This window comes from Microbulbifer maximicatervae (SeqCode) (genome assembly GCF_052467695.1).
Genome location: NZ_CP174320.1, coordinates 2315972 through 2336950 on the forward strand (window position 1 = coordinate 2315972; position 20979 = coordinate 2336950).

A 20979-nucleotide genomic window follows, 5' to 3' on the forward strand; every position below is an offset into this window, starting at 1 on the left:
AAATTCCTCCAGCGCAAGCTGGTCATCCAAATTGAGCGTTACCGCCTCGCCCCCAACCTGTTGTTCAATTATCATTCGCTAAAAGAGATAGTTAGCCTCGACGACAGGATTGGAGCAGTTATGAAGTTTACCGGTACCGAAAGCTATGTAGCGACCGACGACTTGCAGATGGCGGTGAATGCGGCCGTTACCCTGCAGCGCCCACTATTGATCAAGGGTGAGCCCGGCACCGGCAAAACACTGCTCGCCGAGCAGGTAGCAGAGAGCCTCGGACTAAAGCTGATTCAGTGGCATATTAAATCCACCACCAAAGCCCAGCAGGGCCTGTACGAGTACGACGCGGTATCCCGCCTGCGGGACTCCCAACTGGGGGTGGATAAGGTTCACGATATTGGCAACTACATTAAGCGCGGTAAGCTTTGGGAGGCCTTTGCGGCAGAAGAGCGCGTGGTGCTGCTGATCGATGAAATCGATAAAGCGGATATCGAATTCCCCAACGACCTGCTGGTTGAGCTGGATCGTATGGAGTTCTTTGTCTATGAGACTGGCGAAACCATCAAGGCCAAGCAGCGCCCCATCGTAATTATCACTTCCAATAATGAGAAAGAATTGCCGGACGCCTTTTTACGCCGTTGCTTTTTCCATTACATCAGCTTCCCCGATCGTGACACCATGCGCAAAATTGTCGATGTGCACTACCCAGGGATCAAAGGGCAGCTGGTGGCCGAGGCAATGGATATTTTCTTCCAGCTGCGCGAGGTTCCAGGCCTGAAGAAAAAGCCTTCGACCTCCGAACTGATCGATTGGCTCAAGCTGTTGATGGCTGATGATATTCCCGAGGAGATCCTGAAAAACAGCGATAGCAGCAATGCCATTCCGCCGCTCTACGGTGCCCTGCTGAAAAACGAGCAGGATGTCCATATGCTGGAGCGCCTGGCGTTTATGGCCCGTCGCGATAATCGCTAAACTGTGTTGGTTAATGTCACCGAGGGCTGAAATTGTCCTCGGTGATTTCGGCCCGGTTTAACCGGGTGTTATTTTTTCTCTGTGCTGACTGCGAATTATTATGCTGATTGGCTTTTTCCAGAATTTACGCCGCTATAAATTACCGGTAACCATCACCGAACTGCTGGCCCTGCTTGAGGCATTACAGCAGCGCCTGGTATTTGCCGACCTTGAGGAATTTTACTTCCTTGCCCGCGTTTGCCTCGTCAAGGATGAGAAGCACTTCGATAAATTTGATCGCGCTTTCGACGCCTATTTTAAGGACCTTGAGACCCTCGACGACATTGTCGAGCAAATGATTCCCGAGGACTGGCTGCGTGCAGAATTTATGAAGCAGCTGACCGAAGAGGAAAAGGCCCAGGTGCAAAGCCTCGGTGGCTTGGAAAAACTACTGGAGGAATTTAAAAAGCGTCTAGAGGAGCAGAAGAAGCGTCACAGCGGTGGTAATCGCTGGATTGGTACTGGCGGCACCAGCCCGTTTGGCAATAGTGGTTATCATCCCGGCGGTATCCGTGTGGGTGGTAAGGGGCGCAATCGCTCGGCGTCAAAAGTGTGGGAGAAGCGCCAGTTTAAAAATCTGGATGACAGTATCAGTCTGGGCACCCGCAATATCCAGGTGGCTCTGCGCAAGCTGCGCAAATTTGCCCGCACCGGTGCCGCAGAGGAACTGGATCTGGATAACACCATTTCCTCTACTGCACGCAACGCAGGGTTACTGGATATTCAAATGGTGCCGGAGCGACATAATGCAATTAAGGTGCTGATCTTTTTCGATGTAGGGGGCTCTATGGACCCCTATGTGCGCGTCTGTGAAGAACTGTTCTCCGCCTGTCGTTCTGAGTTCAAGCATCTCGAATATTTTTATTTCCACAATTTTGTTTACGAGCATGTGTGGAAAGACAACCAGCGGCGCTATAGCGAAAATACCTCGCTGCTGGAAATACTGCGCACCTATGGCAAGGACTACAAAGTAATTTTTGTCGGCGATGCGTCTATGGCGCCCTACGAAATTACCAGTCGTTTCGGCAGTGTCGAACATATGAATGAAGAGCCCGGTGCGGCCTGGATGGAGCGTGTTACCGATACCTACAGTAACCTGATCTGGTTGAACCCTGTAGGAGAGGAGTACTGGCAATATACTCCCAGTATCGGTATGACCCAGAGACTGGTGGACGGGCATATGTATCCGATGACCCTGGAGGGGTTGGATCGAGCCATCGCTTATTTGGTTAAAGGGCGTTAAAAAGCTGATCGCTTTTTCAGGTAGCACCTTAGGTGCTACCTGCTATTCCTTCGAGGGATTTTGTTAGTTGCGCAACTAGAGATAGAAGCGAAAAATCGCTTTGTGGAGTCATTATCAATGAGAAGCCAGAGGGTTTCTCTATCTCTTTTCCCCCAGTATTAATCCCATTTTCTAGGATAGAAAACAACGGCAGATGACATTGGGGGGCGCCCCAAAGCCCTGCAATAGCGGTTAAACCCAATAGTCGCTGGCGATTTGTTTGTACTTTGCTGGGTTCACTATCGGTCCCTTTCTTAATTGCGGTTGTGGGGGTGGTTGGTACTAGTAAAACGCTACTGTTGTCCGGTAGTAATGTCTCCATCAACTTGCACCACTGTTGTCGTTTTTCGTTGGCCCAGGATATCTCATCGTCGGTAATTGATAGGGCCATAGTAATTCTTGTGGCGGTGTCCTCTGAAAATACCGGCCGGTATTTTCGCAACCAGTCTCCGTGGGTATTGGCGATGGCGCGGCCCTGCAAAATTCTGAATACACCCGCCAGTTCGCCGAGTAATTCAATATCAGACAGGTGTTTAATCTCGCAGATAGGAAATTGATTATTTAATGTAGGAATAAATTCCTGGATTGCTGCTTGAATGGGCGTATCTGCCAGTTGACTGATCTCGGGGCAAATAACCAGGCGGGTTACTTTATTTGTGGACAAGTGCTGTGACGGGATGAGAATTTTGCCGACGTCTACAAGTAATGAAGGAGTTTGACTAAACCAACCGACAGTATCAAAGCAGGGTGCTAAACCGATAACACCGTCGGTAGGAATAAGTGAGTGACTGGTTCGAATGCCGAATAAACCACAATAGCTTGCAGGTACCCTCACCGATCCGCCGGTGTCGGTGCCTAAGCCAATATCGGCTGTCCCTGAGGCCACGGCGGCGGCCGATCCCATAGAGGAACCCCCACAAAAATAGCCGGGCAGTTTAGGGTTGTCGGCAGAACCGTAGTGTAAATTACTCCCCTGCATGCTGTAGGCGAGTTCATCAAGGTGAGTAAACCCAGTAAAGGTTGAGCCGGCCTCCAGTAATTGCTGCAAGCTAAGTGCGGTTTTATTGGCAGGAGGGTGAGTATTGAACCACTCGGGGCTGCCTGCCGTATTTTTCTCCCCTTTCAATTGAAAGAGATCTTTGACCGCTAAACGTACGCCTGTTAGCGGTCCGGAATCTGATAACGTTAAAGAGCGAGGTCCGTGCTCGCAAAATACGCCTTTTATGGGGTTGGCTCCCTTATTTGTCATTACCGCTAAAATGCTTCGGCGGTACACCGTCGTGATCGGCGGTGATGCTCAGTTCCTCCTTGGTGGTTTCGCCCACCTTTACGTGAACCTCTTCTGCACCGTGCATCCAGTCCACCAGTTTCTCGCGAATAAAGTACAGGATAATTCCGGCAATAATTGCGGCCAGGGCTACTCCGCCAAAGGTTGCGAGTGGGCCGGATACACCAACGAGTTTACCGATCTCTGCGGCTCCTTTGTTGGCAATACCAATAAAGGCAAACCAAAGCCCCATCATCAGGGATAAATAGCGCAGCGGAGATAATTTAGTTACGACAGAGAGCCCAATTGGCGATAGGCAAAGTTCGCCAATGGTGTGGAAAATATAGGCAAATACCAGCCACCAAATACTCGCTTTAATGGTCTCTGAATCGCCAATTTGCAGGGCGGCACCGCACATGGATAAGAATCCCACGCCGAGAAAAACCAGTCCCAAACTGAATTTGGCCGGTGAGCTGGGTTCCCGGTCTCCCATGCCTACCCAAATACTGGCCATAATTGGCGCGAGGATAATAATAAACAGTGGGTTTACCATCTGCAGCCAACTGGCTGGAATCTCCCACCCCAGTACATTCAGGTCGGTTCGATATTTGGCGAATAAGTTCATTGAGCCGGCAGCCTGCTCAAAGCCGGCCCAAAAAATCACGATAAACACGCCCAAAACCAAAATAACTTTGATGCGGTCTCGCTCCTCCTGAGTCAACGGGCGGCGCTTATCGACGTCCTCATCTTTCTTGTCTTTCAGTTCCAGGTGCGCAGAAGGTTCTACACCGATTTCTCCCAGGTAGCGCTTGGCTTGGGTCATCTGCAGGATTAGGCCGGCTAACATGCCAAGGCCAGCGACGATAAAGGCCAGCTGGTAATCCACCTTTTCCCCAATCCAGCCCACCAGCAGGTAACCGAGGATAGAGCCCAGGTTGATGCCCATATAAAAAATGGTAAAAGCGGTATCCCGGCGGTGGTCACCTTCCTCGTAAAGGTCCCCGACCATGGTAGAGATATTTGGTTTGAAGAAACCGTTGCCGATAATCAGCAAGGCCAACCCGATCCACAGCATATAAATTTGACTGCCATTTGGCAGCCAACCGTGGGGGAATCCCAGGGCGAACTGCCCCAGCATCATCAAGGTGCCGCCGAACATAATACAGCGGCGCTGGCCCCAGCGATTATCTGCCATCCAACCGCCAATAATGGGGGTCAGGTACACCAGCATTGCATACCAGCCCAGGTAGCTGAGGGCTTTGGATTGCAACTCGGTATCGGTCAGTTGTTCCCAGCCGAAGACTGCGGCAGTCGCTGTAGAGGTCAGGTAGAAGACAAAAATACCACGCATGCCGTAGTAGCTGAGACGTTCCCACATCTCAGTACCAAACAACAGGAAGAGTCCCTTGGGGTGGCCAAACAGCTGGCCTGCGCTGGCGGGGGGCTTGGGCTTGATCTCTTGCATAGTACTGCTCGCAAGGTATGACCCTGAGGAATTGCACCAGCAGTAAAGGCCGTGCCCCTCAGAAGAAGTGCTATTCGCACCAGTATAGATGAGCGCCACAATAAGGTTTGATAGCCCTGCGGTGCTCAGGGGGTATAATCCCGCGTTTGCCATTGCTGTACGAATTATGAGTCACACCGAAGCAGAAAAAGTACTGGGGGCGCTGCAGGCCCGAATCTCCGCGACCATGGGGCGTGACCGCTATGGGTTGCGCAGGACTGTCAAAAATGTGCGCCGGCGCCAGAAAGAGGGCAAGCCGGTAGATCGCATGTTGGCCCAATTGGAGCAGCAGCTCCAAGCGTCTGAGACCCTGGTGGAGGAGCGCCGGCGCAAGTTGCCGGAAGTGCAGTGGCCGGAGTCTTTGCCAGTGGTAGCGCGGCGGGAGGAAATCGCCGAGCAGATCGAAAAAAATCAGGTTGTAGTGATTGCCGGTGAAACCGGTTCTGGTAAAACCACTCAGTTGCCAAAAATTTGCCTGTCACTGGGCCGGGGAATTTTCGGCCAGATCGGCCACACTCAGCCGCGCAGGATTGCCGCGCGCACTGTAGCCAATCGAATTGCTGAGGAGCTGGGGCAGCCCCTGGGAGAGTCCGTCGGTTACCAGGTGCGCTTTACCGACCACAGCACCGAGCATACCCACGTCAAACTGATGACAGACGGTATCCTGCTGGCTGAAATTCAGCGCGATCCCCTGCTAAATAAATACGATACGTTGATCATCGATGAGGCCCATGAGCGCAGCCTTAATATTGATTTTCTGTTGGGCTATTTGAAAACCATACTGCCCAAGCGCCCTGACCTGAAACTGATAATTACCTCGGCGACCATCGACCTGGAAAAATTTTCCCGGCACTTTGACGATGCGCCGATTATCGAGGTTTCCGGTCGTACCTACCCGGTGGAAGTTCACTATCGCCCCGCAGCGGATACGGATGCAGATCTCAACGAGCAGGTGGTCACTGCTGTGGAGGAGTTGCTGCACGAGGAGAAATCCAGCAGTCGGCGCGGTGGGGATATCCTGGTATTTATGAGCGGCGAGCGGGAAATTCGCGAGTGCGCTAAGGCTTTGCGCGATGCACAGATAGCGCAATTGGAAGTGCTGCCCTTGTATGCTCGCTTGAGCCTTGCGGAGCAAGCCAAAGTTTTCCACGGCCATAAAGGTCGCCGCATCGTACTCGCTACCAATGTGGCGGAGACCTCTATTACCGTGCCCGGTATCCGCTATGTGATCGACCCGGGTACTGCACGAGTGAGCCGCTACAGCTACCGCAGTAAAATTCAGCGGCTGCCTATAGAGCCGGTTTCCCAGGCCAGCGCCAACCAGCGTGCCGGTCGCTGCGGCCGTGTCAGCGCTGGTGTTTGTGTGCGCTTGTATGAAGAGCGGGATTTTGAGCAGCGCCCGGAATTTACCGATGCGGAAATTCTGCGCACGAATCTGGCCGCAGTCATTCTGCAAATGTTGCAGTTGCGTATCGGTGATATCCGCGAGTTTCCATTTGTCGATCCGCCGGACCCACGACTGATTAATGACGGCTATAAATTGCTGCAGGAATTACAGGCGGTAGATGAGCAGGGCCGGGTCACTAAATTGGGGCGATCCCTGTCAAGATTGCCTTTGGACCCGCGCCTGAGCCGCATGTTGTTGGCGGGGGCAGAAAATGGCAGTGCGCGGGAGCTCTTGATTATTGTCGCCGCTCTGGCCGTGCAGGACCCGCGCGAGCGCCCAGCAGAAAAACGCCAGGCTGCGGATGAAAAACACCGCCAATGGCAGCATGAACAATCGGATTTTTTATCCTTCGTTCAGCTGTGGGATGCCTTTGAAGTCCAGCGTCAGGAACTGAGTCAAAATCAGTTGCGCAAGTGGTGCCAGAAAAACTTCCTTTCCTGGCTGCGTATGCGTGAGTGGAGAGATATCCACCATCAGTTGCGCGTGGCTTGTCGCGATCTCGACGTTAAAGAAAACAAAGAGCCGGCGGAATACGAAGCGATACACCGAGCCATCGTGGTGGGATTGCTGGGCAATATTGGCGCGCGGGATGAAAACAAGGAGTTTAACGGCTGTCGCAATCGTCGTTTCCATATTTTCCCAGGCTCCGGTCAATTTAAAAAACCTCCCCGCTGGGTGGTGTCTGCCCAGTTACTGGAGACCAGCCGCCTGTTCGCCCATACCGTAGCCAAGGTCGAACCCGAGTGGATATTGGCCGCTGCGCAGCATCTGGTTAAGCGCAATTATTTTGAACCCCATTTTGACGCTCGCTCCGGGCAGGTGATGGCCTTTGAGAAGGTCTCCCTTTACGGTTTGGTGCTAGTGGAAAAACGCCGAATTCCCTACGGCAAACTGGACCCGCAAACTTCTCGGGAAGTGTTTATTCGCCAGGCGCTGGTGGAGCAACGCTATCGCGGTAAGGGGCGATTTTATAAGCACTATCTCGACCTGTTGAAGTCCCTGGAAGAGCTGGAAGCCAAATCCCGTCGTCGGGATATTCTGGTGGATGATGAAGTGGTGTACCGCTTCTTCGATGAGCGTATCCCAGCGGATATCGTCAACCTGGATGGATTTGAGCACTGGCGCAAGAAAGCGGAATCCAGCGATACACAGCTGCTGTTTATTCCCCGCGACTTATTGATGCAGCAGAGTGCCGATCATGTGGGAGAGGCCCAATTCCCCAATGAGTTGCAGGCGGGCGGTATTGTCTATCCGCTCAGCTATCACTTTGAGCCTGGCAGTGTGGATGATGGCGTCAGTATCCAGGTGCCGGTTGCAGCGCTGCACCAGGTGCCGGCAGCTCGCCTCTCCTGGTTGGTGCCGGGCATCTTGCGGGACAAGTGCATCGCTTTGGTAAAAGCCCTGCCCAAGCAGTGGCGCAAGTATTTTGTGCCAGTGCCGGCTGCGATAGATAAGGCTTTGCCCCGACTGCGTGCAGACAATACTCCGTTGTGGCAGTCGTTGGCTCTGGAGCTGAAGCGCCAGACAGCACAGCAGCTGCCAGATGAGGTGTGGGAGTCTGCGGAACAGGCCCTGGAAGATTATTACCGTTTCAATATCCAGGTGATGGATGAAGCCGGTAAATTGCTGGATCAAGATCGGGATTTGGCCCTATTGCAGGCGCGCTACCGGGATCGGGTACAGCAGGGGCTGGCAACAGCTGGCGACAGTTTTGAGCGGGAGGGTATTTCCCGCTGGGACTTCGGTAATCTTCCAGAGACCCACACCCTCAACCAGGGTGGGCTCAAGGTGCGGGCTTACCCCGCGCTGGTTGAAGGAAAAGACAGTGTTTCCCTGAAGCTACTGGATAACCCCAGTGAGGCTCGCAGGCTTACTCGCGCCGGTATTTGTCGTTTGGCTCTGTTGCACTTGCCGGAGAAGGTGAAGTATCTGCGCAAAGAGCTGTTGCGAGGTAAGGAGCTGGGGCTTTCTGCAGCGGATCTGGGGCGCCGTGAGGAGGTAGCTGACGACATCCTGATGGCAGCCGTGCGCGAAGTTTTCTGGCCCAAAGAGGAGTTGCCGCGCACCGAAGCTGAATTCCTGGCCGCTTTGGAAAATGACGCTGACTTGGTGGGGGTGGCCCAGGAGATTGGTGATCTGTTGGTCAAGGCCTTGGCTCAGCTGGTGCCACTGCGCAAACAAATCAAACAGCAGAAAAACCTGGCGGTCGCAATGGCGGTGGGGGATATCCAGCAGCAACTGGCTGGGCTCTTCTACCGAGGCTGCTTGTTTGATACTCCGCTGTCATGGCTGCGCCAGTACGGCCGCTATCTGAAGGCGATCGCAATGCGCTTGGAAAAGGCCGCTCTCGACCCTAACCGTGACCGAAAACTGCAAGTTGAATACCAGAAGGCGGCGGAGCCTTACTTGGCGCAAGTGGAGAAATATTCACCCAGAGAACTCTCTGCAGAGGCAGAATTGTGTGAGTTTCGCTGGATGTTGGAGGAATTTCGTGTTTCCTTATTCGCGCAGACTCTAAAAACCCTGATGCCGGTGTCATCCAAGCGCTTAAGCAAGTCATGGGCAGGAATTGATGGGAAAGGTTTGCTTGGTTGATTTTCTCTATGGAAAAGAGATCACAAAAAAAATTTTGATCAAGTGTAAGAATTTGATGGAGAGCCCGACAGAAGTACTGAAAGCAGGCCTGGAGCCCAGAATGACCCCTTGATACCGGTTATTTTGTGGCGGGTTCTATTCAATGACTGATTTTTGTTTCGCAGCATTATACTTCTGCGGAGTGGAAAAAAGTCTCTTGTACTTTTTATTGCTAAGGACACCTAGTTAGGAGATTCACTATGAACAAGAAGCACCTTTCCCCTGTAGCCGCCGCAGTTGGCGCAGCGTTTATCGCCACTGCCGCTATGAATGTATCTGCTGCCAACAGCAATGCTAACCCCTTTGCCGCAGCAGACCTGAGCTCAGGCTACAACGTGGCGCTGGCTGATCACGATGGTGATGATAAAAAGAAAGAGGGTAAGTGCGGCGAAGGCAAGTGCGGCGAAGGTAAGAAAAAAGAAGGCAAGTGCGGCGAAGGTAAGTGCGGCGAAGGCAAGAAAAAAGAAGGTAAGTGCGGCGAAGGTAAGTGTGGCGGGTAATTTTTCGCTGTACTTAAAGAGGGTGGATACGCTTTAGCGATCCACCCTGTTTTTTATTGATCGCTGAAAATAGTGAGACCTGAAAGTGTTGCGCGAGTTTTCCGTAGAAGGCGCTGGGTTTGGATTGCGCCGCTCAATGATGGGTGAAAACCTTGATACAGATGCCGTAGATTTTCTGGAGGTAGCACCTGAGAACTGGATTGGTGTTGGCGGTCGCTATGGGCGCTGGTTTAAGGAATATACAGAGCGTTTTCCTTTTTTACTTCACGGTTTATCTCTCTCGATTGGTGCACCAGAACCATTGGATATGGAATTGGTTGCAGCCATTAAAAAATTTATCAAGCAACACAATATTCGCGGTTACAGTGAGCACTTGAGTTATTGCTCAGATCACGGCCATCTGTACGATTTATTGCCCATTCCCTTTACGCAAGAAGCGGTGATGTATGTTGCCGAGCGAATCCGTATGGTCCAGGACGCACTGGAAGAACGGATTGCAATGGAGAATGTCTCCTACTATGCGGCGCCGGGCCAGGAGATGACTGAACTGGCTTTTTTAAATGCGGTGCTGGAAGAGGCCGATTGTGATTTGCTTCTGGACGTGAACAATATTTATGTAAACTCGATTAACCATCGCTACGATGCGCTGGACTTTCTATCTGCACTACCTACTGAAAGAATTCGCTACGTACATATTGCCGGGCACTATGATGAGGCAGAGGATTTAAAGGTGGACACCCATGGTGCACCGGTTATTGATCCTGTGTGGGAACTTCTGGATCGCGCCTACGATATTCACGGTGTGATGCCGACGCTACTTGAGCGGGATTTTAATATTCCGCCGATTCCCAAATTACTCGAAGAAGTAGGACATATTAAAACCATTCAGGCCAGTCACCAGGTGGAAGAGAATTATGTCCTCAGTCGTCGATAAGCCCGAGACATTCAAAAGTGTGCAGCGGGACTTTGCTGCCCATTTGCGCGCACCGGATCAAGTTGCGCCGCCGGCAGAAATTGAGGACCGGCGTGTCGCTATTTATCGAGATTTGATTTACAACAATATTGAGTCCTTTGTTGCCAGTGGATTCCCGGTATTGCGCAGTCTTTATAGCGACGAAGACTGGCATCAAATGGTGCGTGATTTTGTCCACAAACACACATCCGTTAGCCCGTATTTTTTGCAGATCAGTGAAGAGTTTCTCTCATATTTACAGAACGAACGGGGAGAACAACCACAAGATCCTCCCTTTTTGTTGGAACTTGCCCACTACGAGTGGGTAGAGTTGGCTTTAGATGTCAGTGATGTGGAATTACCGGAAGGGCTGGCGATAGAGGGGGATGTTTTACAGCAAGTTCCTGTAGTTTCCCCTCTTGTCTGGAGCCTCAGCTACCGCTACCCAGTGCATCGCCTGGGGCCGGATTTTCAGCCCCAAGAGCCGCCGGAGGTACCGACGTTCCTTTTCGTTTACCGGGATCATTCCGACAAAGTGAATTTTATGGAGATCAATGCCGTCACCGCCAGATTGTTGCAGTTGGTCTCTGCGGGCGATTACACCGGCTTACAAATATTGGAACAGATGGCTCAGGAATTACCCAATATTAGTCGTGACTCCTTATTTGATTTTGGTGCCGATTTATTAGAAAAACTACTGAATAAAGGGGTTATTGCCGGTTTAAAGGCTTAGCCTGTGATTGCCTGAAACTCCTTTATCTTTGGCAAATCCCAGCTGCTATGCTGCCGAGGGTAGCTTACGAATTACTAGGGCGTTAGAATCCTTGGTCTCATTAGTTTGATATAAGAGGAGCAGGGTTGTGCTTGGAAGCAAAACTTTATCGCCCTGGTTAATGGCAACTCTGATAGCTGTTACTCCAGTAGGGGCGCTAGCGCAACAAGATCCGTTTGGTGGTGTAGCTCAAAACCCGGCTGCGGTAGATACCAGTGGAGCAGAGGATGCCAGTGCCGATGACGGGGGCCTGTCTCTCGAGGATGAGTACGGCTTTGATCCTGCCGATGAATTTGGTGGTGCCGAGGGCGAAGATTTATCACTTCGCGACCCCTGGGAAGGTTTTAATCGGGCCATATTCTCCTTCAACGATGGCGCAGATCGCTATGTGTTGAAGCCCGCCGCTGTCAGCTATCGCCAAATTACTCCGATTTTCGTGCAGCACGGTGTCAGCAACTTTTTCGACAACCTGCGCGAAGTTACCAATACCTTTAATGATGTTCTGCAGGGTAAATGGGGCCAAGCGGGCAATGACGCCGGTCGTTTCCTGGTGAATTCTACGGTGGGTATTGCCGGTATTCTGGATGTTGCCCAGCATATGGGTCTCGAGCAGGGTGATGGCGAGGACTTTGGCCAGACCTTGGCTGTTTGGGGAGTCCCTTCTGGCCCCTACCTGGTTTTACCGCTACTGGGTCCGTCCACTGTACGGGATACCCCTGCCAGGGTCGTGGATTACTACACCAACCCCTTGACCTATGTAAATGACGACGCGACCAAATATGCATTGAAGGGTACAGATATCATTCAGAGCCGTGCCAGCCTGCTGCAAGCGGAGTCCCTGTTACATGGTGATCGCTATGTACTCTTGCGGGATGCTTACCTGCAGCGCCGCGACTATTTGATTGTCGATGGTGAAATGGATGTTCAAACCGAAGAAGAGGCCGCAGAGGCAATTGATCAGGGTGAAGTGGAAGAGGCTTCCGACTACTGATTTGTCACCTAGGGCAGATAACTTTTTAGAGCCTTTATATGGCCGGCCCCAGTAGCCTGGTGCTTACCGACGATGAGCGCTCCCGCAATTTTTTGCGAGGGGCGCTTTCGCGTTTTGGCTTCCAGGTAAGTGTTGCCAACAACGGGGAAGATGGCATCGGCCAGTTCAGCCCCGGTGCTTTCCATATCGTATTGATTGATCGCTATTTGCCGGATATGAGTGGGCTGGAAGTGTTGCGGCGGATAAAGCGCATAGCCCCAGAAGTGGCTGCAGTAATTATTGCCTCAGACAGTGCTGCCGATGATGTACTCCAAGCGATGCGCCTTGGAGCCAAAGACTACTTGGTTAAACCCCTGGAAGAAGCAGCGGCTATTGATCGTATGATCTGCCGTATCAGCGGTGAAGAAAACCTGGCGAAGCAGAATCGCGAATATAAAGTGACCTTGGAGCGTCGCAACAGTGAACTGCGGGATCATGTCGAGCTGCTGCGCAGAGACCAGGAAGCTGGCCGTTTACTGCAACAGCATTTACTTCCCCGTACCCCCTATCACTACCCCAGCGGTGTGGAAGCATCCTACCGGCTGGTTCCCTCCCTGTACCTGAGTGGTGATTTTGTTGATTACGGCTTGTTCGGTGAGCGCTTTGTAGCCTTTTACCTGGTCGATGTGTCGGGCCATGGTGTCTCTTCTGCGCTGGTTACTGCCCTGATTAAGCACAGTATTATGCATCGCTTGCGGGAGCGCCCCTTATTTGCCCAGCTGGACTCCCTCAGTGATGACTTGTTGGATGTCCTTAATCTGGTCAATGGCGAGTTGTTATCCACAAAATTGGGTAAGCACGCCAGTATGTTTGTCGGGGTTGTGGATAGTAGTGCCCGGCAGTTGCACTATGCCGTCGCCGGGCAAATACCTATGCCGGCCCTGGTAAGTGAGGCAGGTGCAGACTGGTTGCCGGGAAAAGGGCGCCCCCTGGGTATATTTGAACGGGGTGATTGGCAAGTGATGCGTGCTGAGCTGCCGCCCGCTTGGCGCCTGGTCGCTTGTTCCGACGGTGTACTTGAATTATTACAGGGCGATCTGCTCGATAAAGAGGCCCAGCTTTTGCAGGCTATTTCAGAGAGTGGGGGAGAACTCGACAGGCTCTGTCAGTCTCTAAAAATGGATACTTTTGGTGCCCTTCCGGACGATATTACGATTCTCACTTTAGGCCGTCAGTAATGCCTAAAACTTCTATCGATAGTCTTCGACTATGAAGTCGAATTTTGTGCTTTATCGCACTTGTCAGTCTGCATAGTCAGGAGTAAGCTCCGCCCACTTTATGCACAAAATTGCACTAGGCGCCAAAAACGTCAAATGCTATTGTGTTCTCTACCAGTGAACTTTTGCCATCCGCCTGCACTTCTATCAAAAGGTGTATTCGGGTGAGCCAGGGGTTGTTATGCAGTCCGGGCAAATTATGGTTGGGGCCCACCAGGGCATCTACGTCATCAAGTTAGTAGGTGATGTTCGTCTCAACCTTTGTACCTCATTTGATAGCTTTATCGACAACATGTTTGCACGGGGTGACTTTGCCGGAGTGGCATTTGATCTCGGTGGTGCAGAAGGTGTCGATAGTACGACCCTCGGCCTGATGGCGAAGATTGCTATTCGCGCTTTGGAGCGGGGCTGTGATAAGCCGCTGGTATTCTCTGCGGGTAAAGGTATCCGCCATCTATTGGACGCTATGGGCTTTGATTCGTTGGTTGAAATCAGCGATACGGTCCACGATATGAGCGTACCCACCACGCCTTTGGTATGTAATAGCCCCGACGAGTGTGCTGCGCGGGAAAAGGTGCTGGAAGCTCACCGGGTATTGATGAGCATGAACGAGCAAAACGCCGAGACTTTTCGCGACTTGGTGCATACCCTCGAGCGAGAATGCTCCCCGGTTGCCAAATCTTCGGCGCATTATCACTAGCGCTTATTCTCTCCTAATCACCAGTCCTGGAAATCTCCCTTTCTTAGCAACGCTTCATATCCCTCGCTTCGGCGCGTGCCTTGGTGAAGAGTCCGTGTGGCAGATAAATTAGCTCTGCCACCCTGCGAATCAGGTGCTCCTCGAAAGCCTCGATAACATCATCTGAAAAAGCTACCTGCCACATCTGTAAAATCAGCAGGTATTTATCTCTCTCGCTGAACTGTTCATTCACCGCCTGGGTGAACTCGAACAGGGATGTGGCTCTGTCCCGTTGGCCAATAGCTTCACTGACTATTTCTGTGGCACTAGTCTGGTCGAGAGAGTAGTGCTGGCACAGGAGCTGTGTGAGCGTTTCACGCTCACACTCATCGAGCTTTTGATCGACAGTGGCGACCTCGACTAACAGCGCAGCGCTGATCATCCGCACGTCTTTTTCGTCACGTGCTTCAACATCAACGCTATTTCCTATCTGCTCAAACAGTTTACGGATTTGTTGCAGCATGAATTTCCTGCTGTCCCTTTACTCGGTTCTGTAACAATAGCTCTAAACGCTCCTGATCCTTCACGAAGTTCCGGATGCCATCGGCAAGCTTTTCAGTGGCCATGGCATCGCTATTCAATTGAAAGCGGAATTCGGCTTCAGCCAGATCCTGTGTCGGCCGGGATTTGGTTGCGGATACCGGTGGCAGGCCAGCAGCGAGAGGTGCCTCACTGTCCTCCAGGGCCTGTAGTAGCTGAGGGCTGATTGTCAGTCGATCGCAACCAGCCAGGGCCTCGATCTCCCCGGTATTGCGGAAGCTGGCGCCCATCACAATGGTTTTGTAGTCTCGGGACTTGTAGTACTCATAGATATTGCGCACCGAGATTACGCCCGGGTCCTCTTCCGCAGGGAATGACTCGCGGCCGCTGTTGGCGATATGCCAATCGAGGATTCGACCGACGAAGGGGGAGATCAGAGTTACCCCGGCTTCGGCACAGGCAATCGCCTGGGATTGACTGAACAACAAGGTCAGGTTGCAGTGGATTCCCTCGCGCTCCAGTACTGATGCGGCAGCAATGCCTTCCCAGGTCGACGCGATCTTGATCAATACCCGCTCTTTGGCAATACCTGCGCGTTCATAGAGGGCGATCAGGTGGCGTGCGTAATCAATAGTAGCGCGGGTATCAAAGGAGAGGCGAGCATCGACCTCGGTGGATACCACCCCGGGCACCAACTGCAAGATTTCCGTGCCGATGCTGACAGCCAGTTTGATGGCGGCCAGGCGTGCAATATTTTCCGCGTTCGAGCCACCCTGGTGGCTTTCGGCCCACTGAAGTGCCTCGGCGATATGGTTGTCGTACTGAGGTAGCTGGGCGGCCTTAAACAGTAGGGAGGGATTGGTTGTTGCATCTTGAGGACAATATCGGCGAATCGCTTCAATGTCTCCCGTATCTGCTACAACCTGGCTGCGCTGTTTGAGTTGCTCCAACTTGTTCATGGTTCCTCCCTTAATTATTTACTGGTCTACATATTGAAAGCGGTCTAAGCGGCTTGGGTGACCTGGGCCAGTGCCTGTTCAAGCACCTCGGGACCCGCCCCCGGCTTGTGGGCATTTTCGCTCAAATGGCGGCGGAAGCGCCGAGCACCAGGAAGCCCTTGGAATAACCCGAGCATATGCCGGGTGATATGATTCAAGCGCTGTCCGCGCTGCATTTCCTGCTCGATATAGGGCAGCATCTGCTCTACCACCTGGATGGCATCCGGGCCGGTCTCACCGCCAAATAATTGGCTGTCCACCTGGGCCAGGATTGTCGGGGTTTGGTAAGCCGCGCGCCCCAGCATAACACCATCCACGTGGCTTAAATGTTGCTGGCATTCCTCAATTGAATTGATCCCCCCGTTAATAACAATTTGCAGTTGGGGGTAATCTTTCTTCAACTGGTAAACCATGTCGTAATTGAGCGGAGGAATTTCGCGGTTTTCCTTGGGGCTTAGCCCTTTTAGCCACGCTTTGCGCGCATGGACGATAAAGGTATCCACACCGGCATTGGCCTGGGCCTCCACGAAGCGGGTCAGGCCTGGGTAGTCTTCCATATCGTCGATGCCGATACGGTGCTTGACGGTAACCGGAATAGATACCGCTTCCCGCATGGCAGTGAGTCCTGCGGCTACCACATCCGGTTCCGCCATAAGGCAGGCACCAAAACGCCCGGACTGGACTCGGTCACTGGGGCAACCACAGTTAAGGTTGATTTCGCTATAGCCCCACTCCTCGGCGATACGGGCGCATTCAGCCAGTTCTTGAGGGTCACTGCCCCCCAACTGCAGGGCGACAGGTTGTTCAGCTGCATCAAATTGCAAATGTCGCTGTTGGTCACCATGCAGTATTGCCCCGGTGGTCACCATTTCCGAATACAGGCGTGCATGCTTGCTCAGTAGGCGCCACATATAGCGGCAATGGCGGTCGCTCCAATCAAGCAGTGGTGCGGTACAAAAGCGGTGGGAACTAAAATCTGGCATAACTTCTTGATTTTACTGCATTAAACGGAATTGTAGGCGCTTGTGCGCAAGTCTTCAAAGGCGCCTAAAAACCCTGTTTTACCCTGTTTTTCTGATCTGTGTGGTACATTACTGGTACAGGAAAATGCTTGTACCAGTGAGGGAATGATGGCCACGATCAGGGCACGGAAGAATGCCAAGGGGGAGGTGCGCTATACGGCGCAGATCCGAATATTCAGGGATTCAAAGGTAGTGTATACCGAGGCCGAGACGTTCGGCAAAAAGGCCCTGGCTAAGGCGTGGGCGGATAAGCGCGAATCCGAGCTGCGCGACCCTGCTGAATGGCATAAAAGCCAACACCGTGGCATCACTGTCGGCCAGGTTTTACAGACCTATCTTGATGACTTTATTGACGTCGGAAACTTCGGGCGCTCAAAACTCTCCACTATTAAAATGCTGATTAAGCGGCCGGATATTGCAGACCTTGATGCCGTTAATCTGCGCCGATCTGAAATACTGAATTATCTTCGCAGGCGATTAAAAGAGGCCAAACCGCAAACCGTTAAAAATGACATCATGTGGCTGTCTGTTGCATTCAGAGCCGTTGCCGCTAGTCGTGAGTGGCCTGTTGCAGTGGGTGAAGTCAGCACTGCATTTGATCTGGCTGTACAGACGCGCATGGTTGCCAGAGCTGAAAAGCGAGATCGGCGACCGGAGTTAAAAGAGCTGGATACTTTTATCGAATACTGTCGGGCGAGTAGAAAGCTAAAAATGCCTATGGATGAACTAGTGCTATTCGCTATTTTTTCTGCGCGCCGAATGGAAGAAATTACTGAGCTGCGTTGGGACGATTTAGATGAGGAGCGCCAACAAATTCTGGTGCGTGATGCTAAAGATCCGGTGCGGCCTGTTTCTTTCTGGGCGCATTTACCGGATGAAGCGCTAGCAGTTATTCTGCGCCAGCCGCGCAAAGATGAGCGTATATTCCCGTACCTAACAAAGTCGGTGGGCGGGCGCTTTGGTGTGATTAATAAAGTGCTGGGAATTGCCGATTTGCATTTCCATGACTTGCGCCATGAAGCTGCCAGTTATTGGTTTGAGCGCGGCTTGGCAATCCAGCGGGTGGCCCAGATTACCGGCCACCGCACTTGGTCAACACTGCAACGCTATACCCATTTGTATGACTTTGGAGAGGTGGATAAATACGCGGGCTGGAAATATCGTCCTGTACTCAAGCGCTGTTCAGGCGCCGCCAGTCATTCATCGCCTCCTTGCGACATTGATCAATGTGCTCAGCCAGATCATTCGCATTGATTAACCATTCTGACTTCTGTGACCCGCCGCGATAGGCGGGCACAGGCAGCTGATGCAAGCGTGCGCGCTCCATTGCCTTCTTGGGCAACATACCGAAATACTTCTGGCAGCAATCCTTGAGCGGGATATCCACACTGCCGAATTCCGCCATTAATAAAAATACCGTATTCACTGTGGGCTCCTTTCCTTTTATCTCTGCACCAGGGCAAACCCCTGGCCATTGCGTTTGAGTGTGCCCGCCTGTTGCAGGGCGTCGAAAACGGGTTTAACGGTTCTATATCCGCCGGTGATGCCGTTGCTGATGTTGCGCAACACTGGCTCATTACCGAATTCACCGGCGCGGATACGTTGGGCGAGTTCCTGTTGCTTCTCGCTGAGGTGTGCGGTGTAGGCTGGCTGTTGTTCTACTGTTTCATGCTGTTGCAACAGCGTTGCAGACCGTTTACCAACCGTTGCAGCTGCGTTAAACGCTAGTAACGCAACCAATCCCACGATGTCTGTGATGATCGCTAGGGCAAGGAAGCCGATATGCTGAACCTTTGCCGGGTCTGCGTTGAGGGTGCTCGCCAAGCTGCTGAAAGCGCTGTGCGTGCTGGGTGTCTGTTCGATTGTGGATAGCTTTTCTATCAGCTGCGTGCGCTCAGTTTCCAGTGTGGTTAACTGTGCGGCGGTATTAATGGCGCGCTGGCGGTAGCCGTTGTTGGCGTCGGTGTTGATCAGGCCGTTTAGGGTGTTGATCTGCTGTTGCAAACTGTTTAACTGCTGTTGCAACGCTTGGTATTCCTGGCTGTTGCGGGTGCTGCGCTGTTGCTGTTCCTCGCTGTGGGTGGCGAGGAACCCAACGGTTGCGACAATGCTTATCACTACGAGCAGGGGCCACAGGGCGAGCAGGGCATAACCGCTCTTTTGCCCTTGGCTGCGCAACCATAGGCCCAGAGGGGCGAAGCTGAACTTGCACAGCTCCAGCGCCACCGCCGTGGCCCCGGCCACCACCTGTCCGGCGAGAACTGCGGGCATGGATACCCACAGCTGCACAGTAAACACGAGGCTGGTGCCGCAGAAAATTAGGGCGGCGATACCGGTGAGGGATTGCCAGAGTTTCACGCGGCGGCCTCCGCCTGCTGTTCTACTCGACGAAACTCAATAACCCATACCCAGGGGTTTTGGTCCCAGCTGTGGTCGCCGTAAATGGATTTCCACATCCGGCTAAATGCGGTAACTGGATAGCCACCTAAATTGCTATTCTGGTGATACGTTGGCCGCGCTTTAAAGCTGTCTATCCAAGATTGAATCCCTTCAGCATTGGCATCATCGCCGTTTATATCCTGAATGCGCTCGATGCGAACGTTGGTTATTTCTAAGCAGATACGGCTGGCCCAGCGGGGCATGTAGATTGAGGGGCGCCACTTCTCCCCAACCATTGAGCAGTCTTCCCCACATTCGTCCTCATTGAAAGGATTGAAGGGGTAATCGGCTCTATAGGTGACTTTGTTTTGGTGGCTAAGGTGATGTGTTTCACGCACCCATAAGCGGTCACTAGGTTTTCCAAGGGGGCAAGGGATATCCGCATACCCACTTCGCCAAGCTTGGTTAATTACCTGATGCAAGGAGAGTCTAGGGGGCAAACCACCAATTTGTTTGATGGCCTCTTCATCGCTTGCGCCATTAAATGGCTGCGGCTTTATCAGCCTGCGCGTCTGGGTTTTACGGCCATCCAGAATTGCACGCACCATTTCCGCATTAAATAAGATTGGTTTCTCTTTCACTACGCTGCTCTCCCTTTTTCCTGTTTCCGATTCGGAAGAATCTCTGCTTGCCAGCCGTGGTCTTTGTAGTGGTTGGGGTTGGCTTTGTTTTTAATGGTGTCTAATTCCGGGCGTACTAATTCGGCTAGGTCATTAAGGCGGACGCCGTAGGCTTCGAACTCGGTCGAGTCTTTATAGAAATCGCCTTCAGGGGTTTTGCACTCCACAAATACCGTTACCATCCAGTGGTGTTGCCAGTTCAATATTTCATGCTGGTAATCAGCACGGGCGATATCGCCCACGGCGCCGCGTTGGCGGCGGTGGGTGATCTTTAAAATAGGATCGCCATCGGTATCCAGGCCGGTACTGCTGCGCGCAGTGAGGAGCAAACCGGGTAGCCAGCGGTTTACCCGACGGGCGTGCAGGGCGCGTTGGCTCATGGGCTTGCGGGGTTTACGTTTGGGCACTGCTTTCTTCCTTTGGTGGGTGTCCTGCGCAGCGTCCAGTAGAGTCCATGTTTTGCGTTGTGAAGCGATGCGGGTAGATTTCCCTGTCTATACCCTCTTGATGCTCCTCATAGATTTCACGTAACTCCAACCCTTCACGCAGAAGTTCCAGCGCCTCGGCTTTAACTTTCTGTGCCTCGGATTCACAGCCCTTAAAATGGATTTCTATTGAAACTGCCTCGACTGCTTGAATACATAGTCCCAGCTGCTCACTGCCAAGTTGCGGAGCAAGAAGTCCGTAATATTTAATTTTTTTAAGCTTTGCCTTTTGTGCTGGTGTCATCACGTCACTCCCCCATTCCATTGATGTTCTTCTACCCACTTGGCCCGCACTGGGCGGGCTTAGAAAGTTATTGGCTGTGGGTCAGGCGGCGTTTGGTTCTGGGTGAGGGCAGTCTTGGGGTTTGTCCTCGGTGATTTTTTTATCGTCGATACGATAAATTTTTGCGGTGTCGGTTTTCTTATCGAAGATCTGGGCCCAGTGTGTGAATGGGTCTGTTTGGGCAATGCGCTCTACCTCTTGGTAGGCTTCTTCTTTAGTGGCGTAGGAGCGTTTGAAATCTTTGATGCCTCCCATTATTAAGTTATAAGCGCCGGTAAATAATGCGAATCTTTTCATGGGGAT

21 protein-coding genes are annotated in these 20979 nt (G+C 52.3%); 10 read left to right on the forward strand and 11 right to left on the reverse strand.

The genetic code is table 11. From position 1 onward, the window contains the following. Positions 1-120 precede the first annotated feature (120 nt). Positions 121-966, forward strand: coding sequence for an AAA family ATPase (locus tag ACJJI8_RS10115; RefSeq protein ID WP_444912159.1), 846 nt, complete (start codon positions 121-123; stop codon positions 964-966). A 100-nt stretch (positions 967-1066) separates the two neighbouring features. Next, positions 1067-2248 carry a vWA domain-containing protein gene (locus ACJJI8_RS10120; protein WP_108731893.1) on the forward strand — a complete coding sequence of 394 codons (1182 nt, stop codon included), beginning with the start codon at positions 1067-1069 and terminating at the stop codon, positions 2246-2248. Positions 2249-2276: 28 nt separating this feature from the next. Here the strand turns inward: ACJJI8_RS10120 and ACJJI8_RS10125 are convergent, their stop codons facing one another. Next, positions 2277-3536, reverse strand: a complete 1260-nt coding sequence (locus tag ACJJI8_RS10125; RefSeq protein ID WP_444914690.1) for an amidase family protein — start codon at positions 3534-3536, stop codon at positions 2277-2279. Beyond that, complete coding sequence (locus ACJJI8_RS10130) at positions 3526-5019, reverse strand: peptide MFS transporter (protein WP_413664480.1); 1494 nt, start codon at positions 5017-5019, stop codon at positions 3526-3528. Before ACJJI8_RS10130 ends, ACJJI8_RS10125 begins: the two co-directional genes overlap by 11 nt. A gap of 166 nt (positions 5020-5185) precedes the next feature. Here ACJJI8_RS10130 and hrpA point away from each other — a divergent pair, with 166 nt between their 5' ends. From hrpA to ACJJI8_RS10165, 7 genes are all read left to right on the forward strand, one after another. After that, the gene (hrpA, locus tag ACJJI8_RS10135; protein WP_444934935.1) at positions 5186-9100 is read left to right on the forward strand and encodes an ATP-dependent RNA helicase HrpA; all 3915 of its coding nucleotides are present in this window, start codon (positions 5186-5188) and stop codon (positions 9098-9100) included. A 239-nt stretch (positions 9101-9339) separates the two neighbouring features. Beyond that, a complete protein-coding gene (locus ACJJI8_RS10140; protein ID WP_108731896.1) occupies positions 9340-9639 on the forward strand; it encodes an HvfA family oxazolone/thioamide-modified RiPP metallophore in 300 nt (99 codons plus the stop codon). An 88-nt stretch (positions 9640-9727) separates the two neighbouring features. Next, positions 9728-10573, forward strand: coding sequence for an HvfB family MNIO-type RiPP peptide maturase (locus tag ACJJI8_RS10145; RefSeq protein WP_444916226.1), 846 nt, complete (start codon positions 9728-9730; stop codon positions 10571-10573). Further along, the gene (locus ACJJI8_RS10150) at positions 10554-11324 is read left to right on the forward strand and encodes an HvfC family RiPP maturation protein (protein WP_444934936.1); all 771 of its coding nucleotides are present in this window, start codon (positions 10554-10556) and stop codon (positions 11322-11324) included. Before ACJJI8_RS10145 ends, ACJJI8_RS10150 begins: the two co-directional genes overlap by 20 nt. 127 nt (positions 11325-11451) lie before the next feature. Beyond that, entirely contained in the window at positions 11452-12354 is a 903-nt protein-coding gene (locus ACJJI8_RS10155; protein ID WP_444934937.1) for an MlaA family lipoprotein, read from the forward strand. A gap of 38 nt (positions 12355-12392) precedes the next feature. Further along, complete coding sequence (locus ACJJI8_RS10160; protein ID WP_413664484.1) at positions 12393-13571, forward strand: PP2C family protein-serine/threonine phosphatase; 1179 nt, start codon at positions 12393-12395, stop codon at positions 13569-13571. Between the two features lie 220 nt (positions 13572-13791). Beyond that, positions 13792-14310, forward strand: coding sequence for an STAS domain-containing protein (locus ACJJI8_RS10165; RefSeq protein ID WP_282934161.1), 519 nt, complete (start codon positions 13792-13794; stop codon positions 14308-14310). Positions 14311-14353: 43 nt separating this feature from the next. On the opposite strand, the gene ACJJI8_RS10170 is transcribed toward ACJJI8_RS10165, so the two are convergent. Genes ACJJI8_RS10170 through dusA form a run of 3 tightly spaced genes read right to left on the reverse strand, consistent with a single transcriptional unit; the run spans position 14354 to position 16810 of the window. Further along, positions 14354-14812 carry a tellurite resistance TerB family protein gene (locus ACJJI8_RS10170; protein WP_282934160.1) on the reverse strand — a complete coding sequence of 153 codons (459 nt, stop codon included), beginning with the start codon at positions 14810-14812 and terminating at the stop codon, positions 14354-14356. Beyond that, positions 14793-15788 (reverse strand): transaldolase, encoded by a 996-nt coding sequence (gene tal / locus ACJJI8_RS10175; protein ID WP_444912162.1) that lies wholly within the window; start codon positions 15786-15788, stop codon positions 14793-14795. Before tal ends, ACJJI8_RS10170 begins: the two co-directional genes overlap by 20 nt. A gap of 44 nt (positions 15789-15832) precedes the next feature. Beyond that, positions 15833-16810 (reverse strand): tRNA dihydrouridine(20/20a) synthase DusA, encoded by a 978-nt coding sequence (gene dusA, locus ACJJI8_RS10180; RefSeq protein ID WP_444934938.1) that lies wholly within the window; start codon positions 16808-16810, stop codon positions 15833-15835. A 42-nt stretch (positions 16811-16852) separates the two neighbouring features. Between dusA and ACJJI8_RS10185 the strand changes: the two genes are divergently transcribed. Further along, a complete protein-coding gene (locus ACJJI8_RS10185) occupies positions 16853-18103 on the forward strand; it encodes a tyrosine-type recombinase/integrase (protein ID WP_444934939.1) in 1251 nt (416 codons plus the stop codon). On the opposite strand, the gene ACJJI8_RS10190 is transcribed toward ACJJI8_RS10185, so the two are convergent. The 6 genes from ACJJI8_RS10190 to ACJJI8_RS10215 all read right to left on the reverse strand — a co-directional run bounded on the left by ACJJI8_RS10190 (position 18021) and on the right by ACJJI8_RS10215 (position 20973). Then, the gene (locus tag ACJJI8_RS10190) at positions 18021-18275 is read right to left on the reverse strand and encodes a pyocin activator PrtN family protein (protein ID WP_444934940.1); all 255 of its coding nucleotides are present in this window, start codon (positions 18273-18275) and stop codon (positions 18021-18023) included. The two genes, ACJJI8_RS10185 and ACJJI8_RS10190, sit on opposite strands and share 83 nt — an antisense overlap. A 17-nt stretch (positions 18276-18292) precedes the next feature. Then, a complete protein-coding gene (locus tag ACJJI8_RS10195; protein WP_444934941.1) occupies positions 18293-19207 on the reverse strand; it encodes a hypothetical protein in 915 nt (304 codons plus the stop codon). Then, positions 19204-19869 carry a hypothetical protein gene (locus tag ACJJI8_RS10200; RefSeq protein ID WP_444934942.1) on the reverse strand — a complete coding sequence of 222 codons (666 nt, stop codon included), beginning with the start codon at positions 19867-19869 and terminating at the stop codon, positions 19204-19206. Before ACJJI8_RS10200 ends, ACJJI8_RS10195 begins: the two co-directional genes overlap by 4 nt. After that, on the reverse strand, positions 19869-20315 hold the full coding sequence (locus ACJJI8_RS10205; protein WP_444934943.1) for a hypothetical protein: 447 nt from the start codon (positions 20313-20315) through the stop codon (positions 19869-19871). The genes ACJJI8_RS10200 and ACJJI8_RS10205 overlap by 1 nt, the downstream gene beginning before the upstream one ends. Then, complete coding sequence (locus tag ACJJI8_RS10210; protein ID WP_444934944.1) at positions 20302-20637, reverse strand: hypothetical protein; 336 nt, start codon at positions 20635-20637, stop codon at positions 20302-20304. The genes ACJJI8_RS10205 and ACJJI8_RS10210 overlap by 14 nt, the downstream gene beginning before the upstream one ends. An 81-nt stretch (positions 20638-20718) precedes the next feature. Continuing rightward, positions 20719-20973, reverse strand: coding sequence for a hypothetical protein (locus ACJJI8_RS10215; protein ID WP_444934945.1), 255 nt, complete (start codon positions 20971-20973; stop codon positions 20719-20721). Between the last annotated feature and the right edge of the window lie 6 nt (positions 20974-20979).

Excerpts from the sequence above, each read along its gene's own strand:
- ACJJI8_RS10115 (WP_444912159.1), top strand. The coding sequence starts at position 121 with ATGAAGTTTACCGGTACCGAAAGCTATGTAGCGACCGACGACTTGCAG.
- ACJJI8_RS10120 (WP_108731893.1), top strand. The coding sequence starts at position 1,067 with ATGCTGATTGGCTTTTTCCAGAATTTACGCCGCTATAAATTACCGGTA.
- ACJJI8_RS10125 (WP_444914690.1), bottom strand. The coding sequence starts at position 3,536 with ATGACAAATAAGGGAGCCAACCCCATAAAAGGCGTATTTTGCGAGCAC.
- ACJJI8_RS10130 (WP_413664480.1), bottom strand. The coding sequence starts at position 5,019 with ATGCAAGAGATCAAGCCCAAGCCCCCCGCCAGCGCAGGCCAGCTGTTT.
- hrpA (WP_444934935.1), top strand. The coding sequence starts at position 5,186 with ATGAGTCACACCGAAGCAGAAAAAGTACTGGGGGCGCTGCAGGCCCGA.
- ACJJI8_RS10140 (WP_108731896.1), top strand. The coding sequence starts at position 9,340 with ATGAACAAGAAGCACCTTTCCCCTGTAGCCGCCGCAGTTGGCGCAGCG.
- ACJJI8_RS10150 (WP_444934936.1), top strand. The coding sequence starts at position 10,554 with ATGTCCTCAGTCGTCGATAAGCCCGAGACATTCAAAAGTGTGCAGCGG.
- ACJJI8_RS10160 (WP_413664484.1), top strand. The coding sequence starts at position 12,393 with ATGGCCGGCCCCAGTAGCCTGGTGCTTACCGACGATGAGCGCTCCCGC.
- ACJJI8_RS10165 (WP_282934161.1), top strand. The coding sequence starts at position 13,792 with ATGCAGTCCGGGCAAATTATGGTTGGGGCCCACCAGGGCATCTACGTC.
- ACJJI8_RS10170 (WP_282934160.1), bottom strand. The coding sequence starts at position 14,812 with ATGCTGCAACAAATCCGTAAACTGTTTGAGCAGATAGGAAATAGCGTT.
- tal (WP_444912162.1), bottom strand. The coding sequence starts at position 15,788 with ATGAACAAGTTGGAGCAACTCAAACAGCGCAGCCAGGTTGTAGCAGAT.
- dusA (WP_444934938.1), bottom strand. The coding sequence starts at position 16,810 with ATGCCAGATTTTAGTTCCCACCGCTTTTGTACCGCACCACTGCTTGAT.
- ACJJI8_RS10210 (WP_444934944.1), bottom strand. The coding sequence starts at position 20,637 with ATGACACCAGCACAAAAGGCAAAGCTTAAAAAAATTAAATATTACGGA.
- ACJJI8_RS10215 (WP_444934945.1), bottom strand. The coding sequence starts at position 20,973 with ATGAAAAGATTCGCATTATTTACCGGCGCTTATAACTTAATAATGGGA.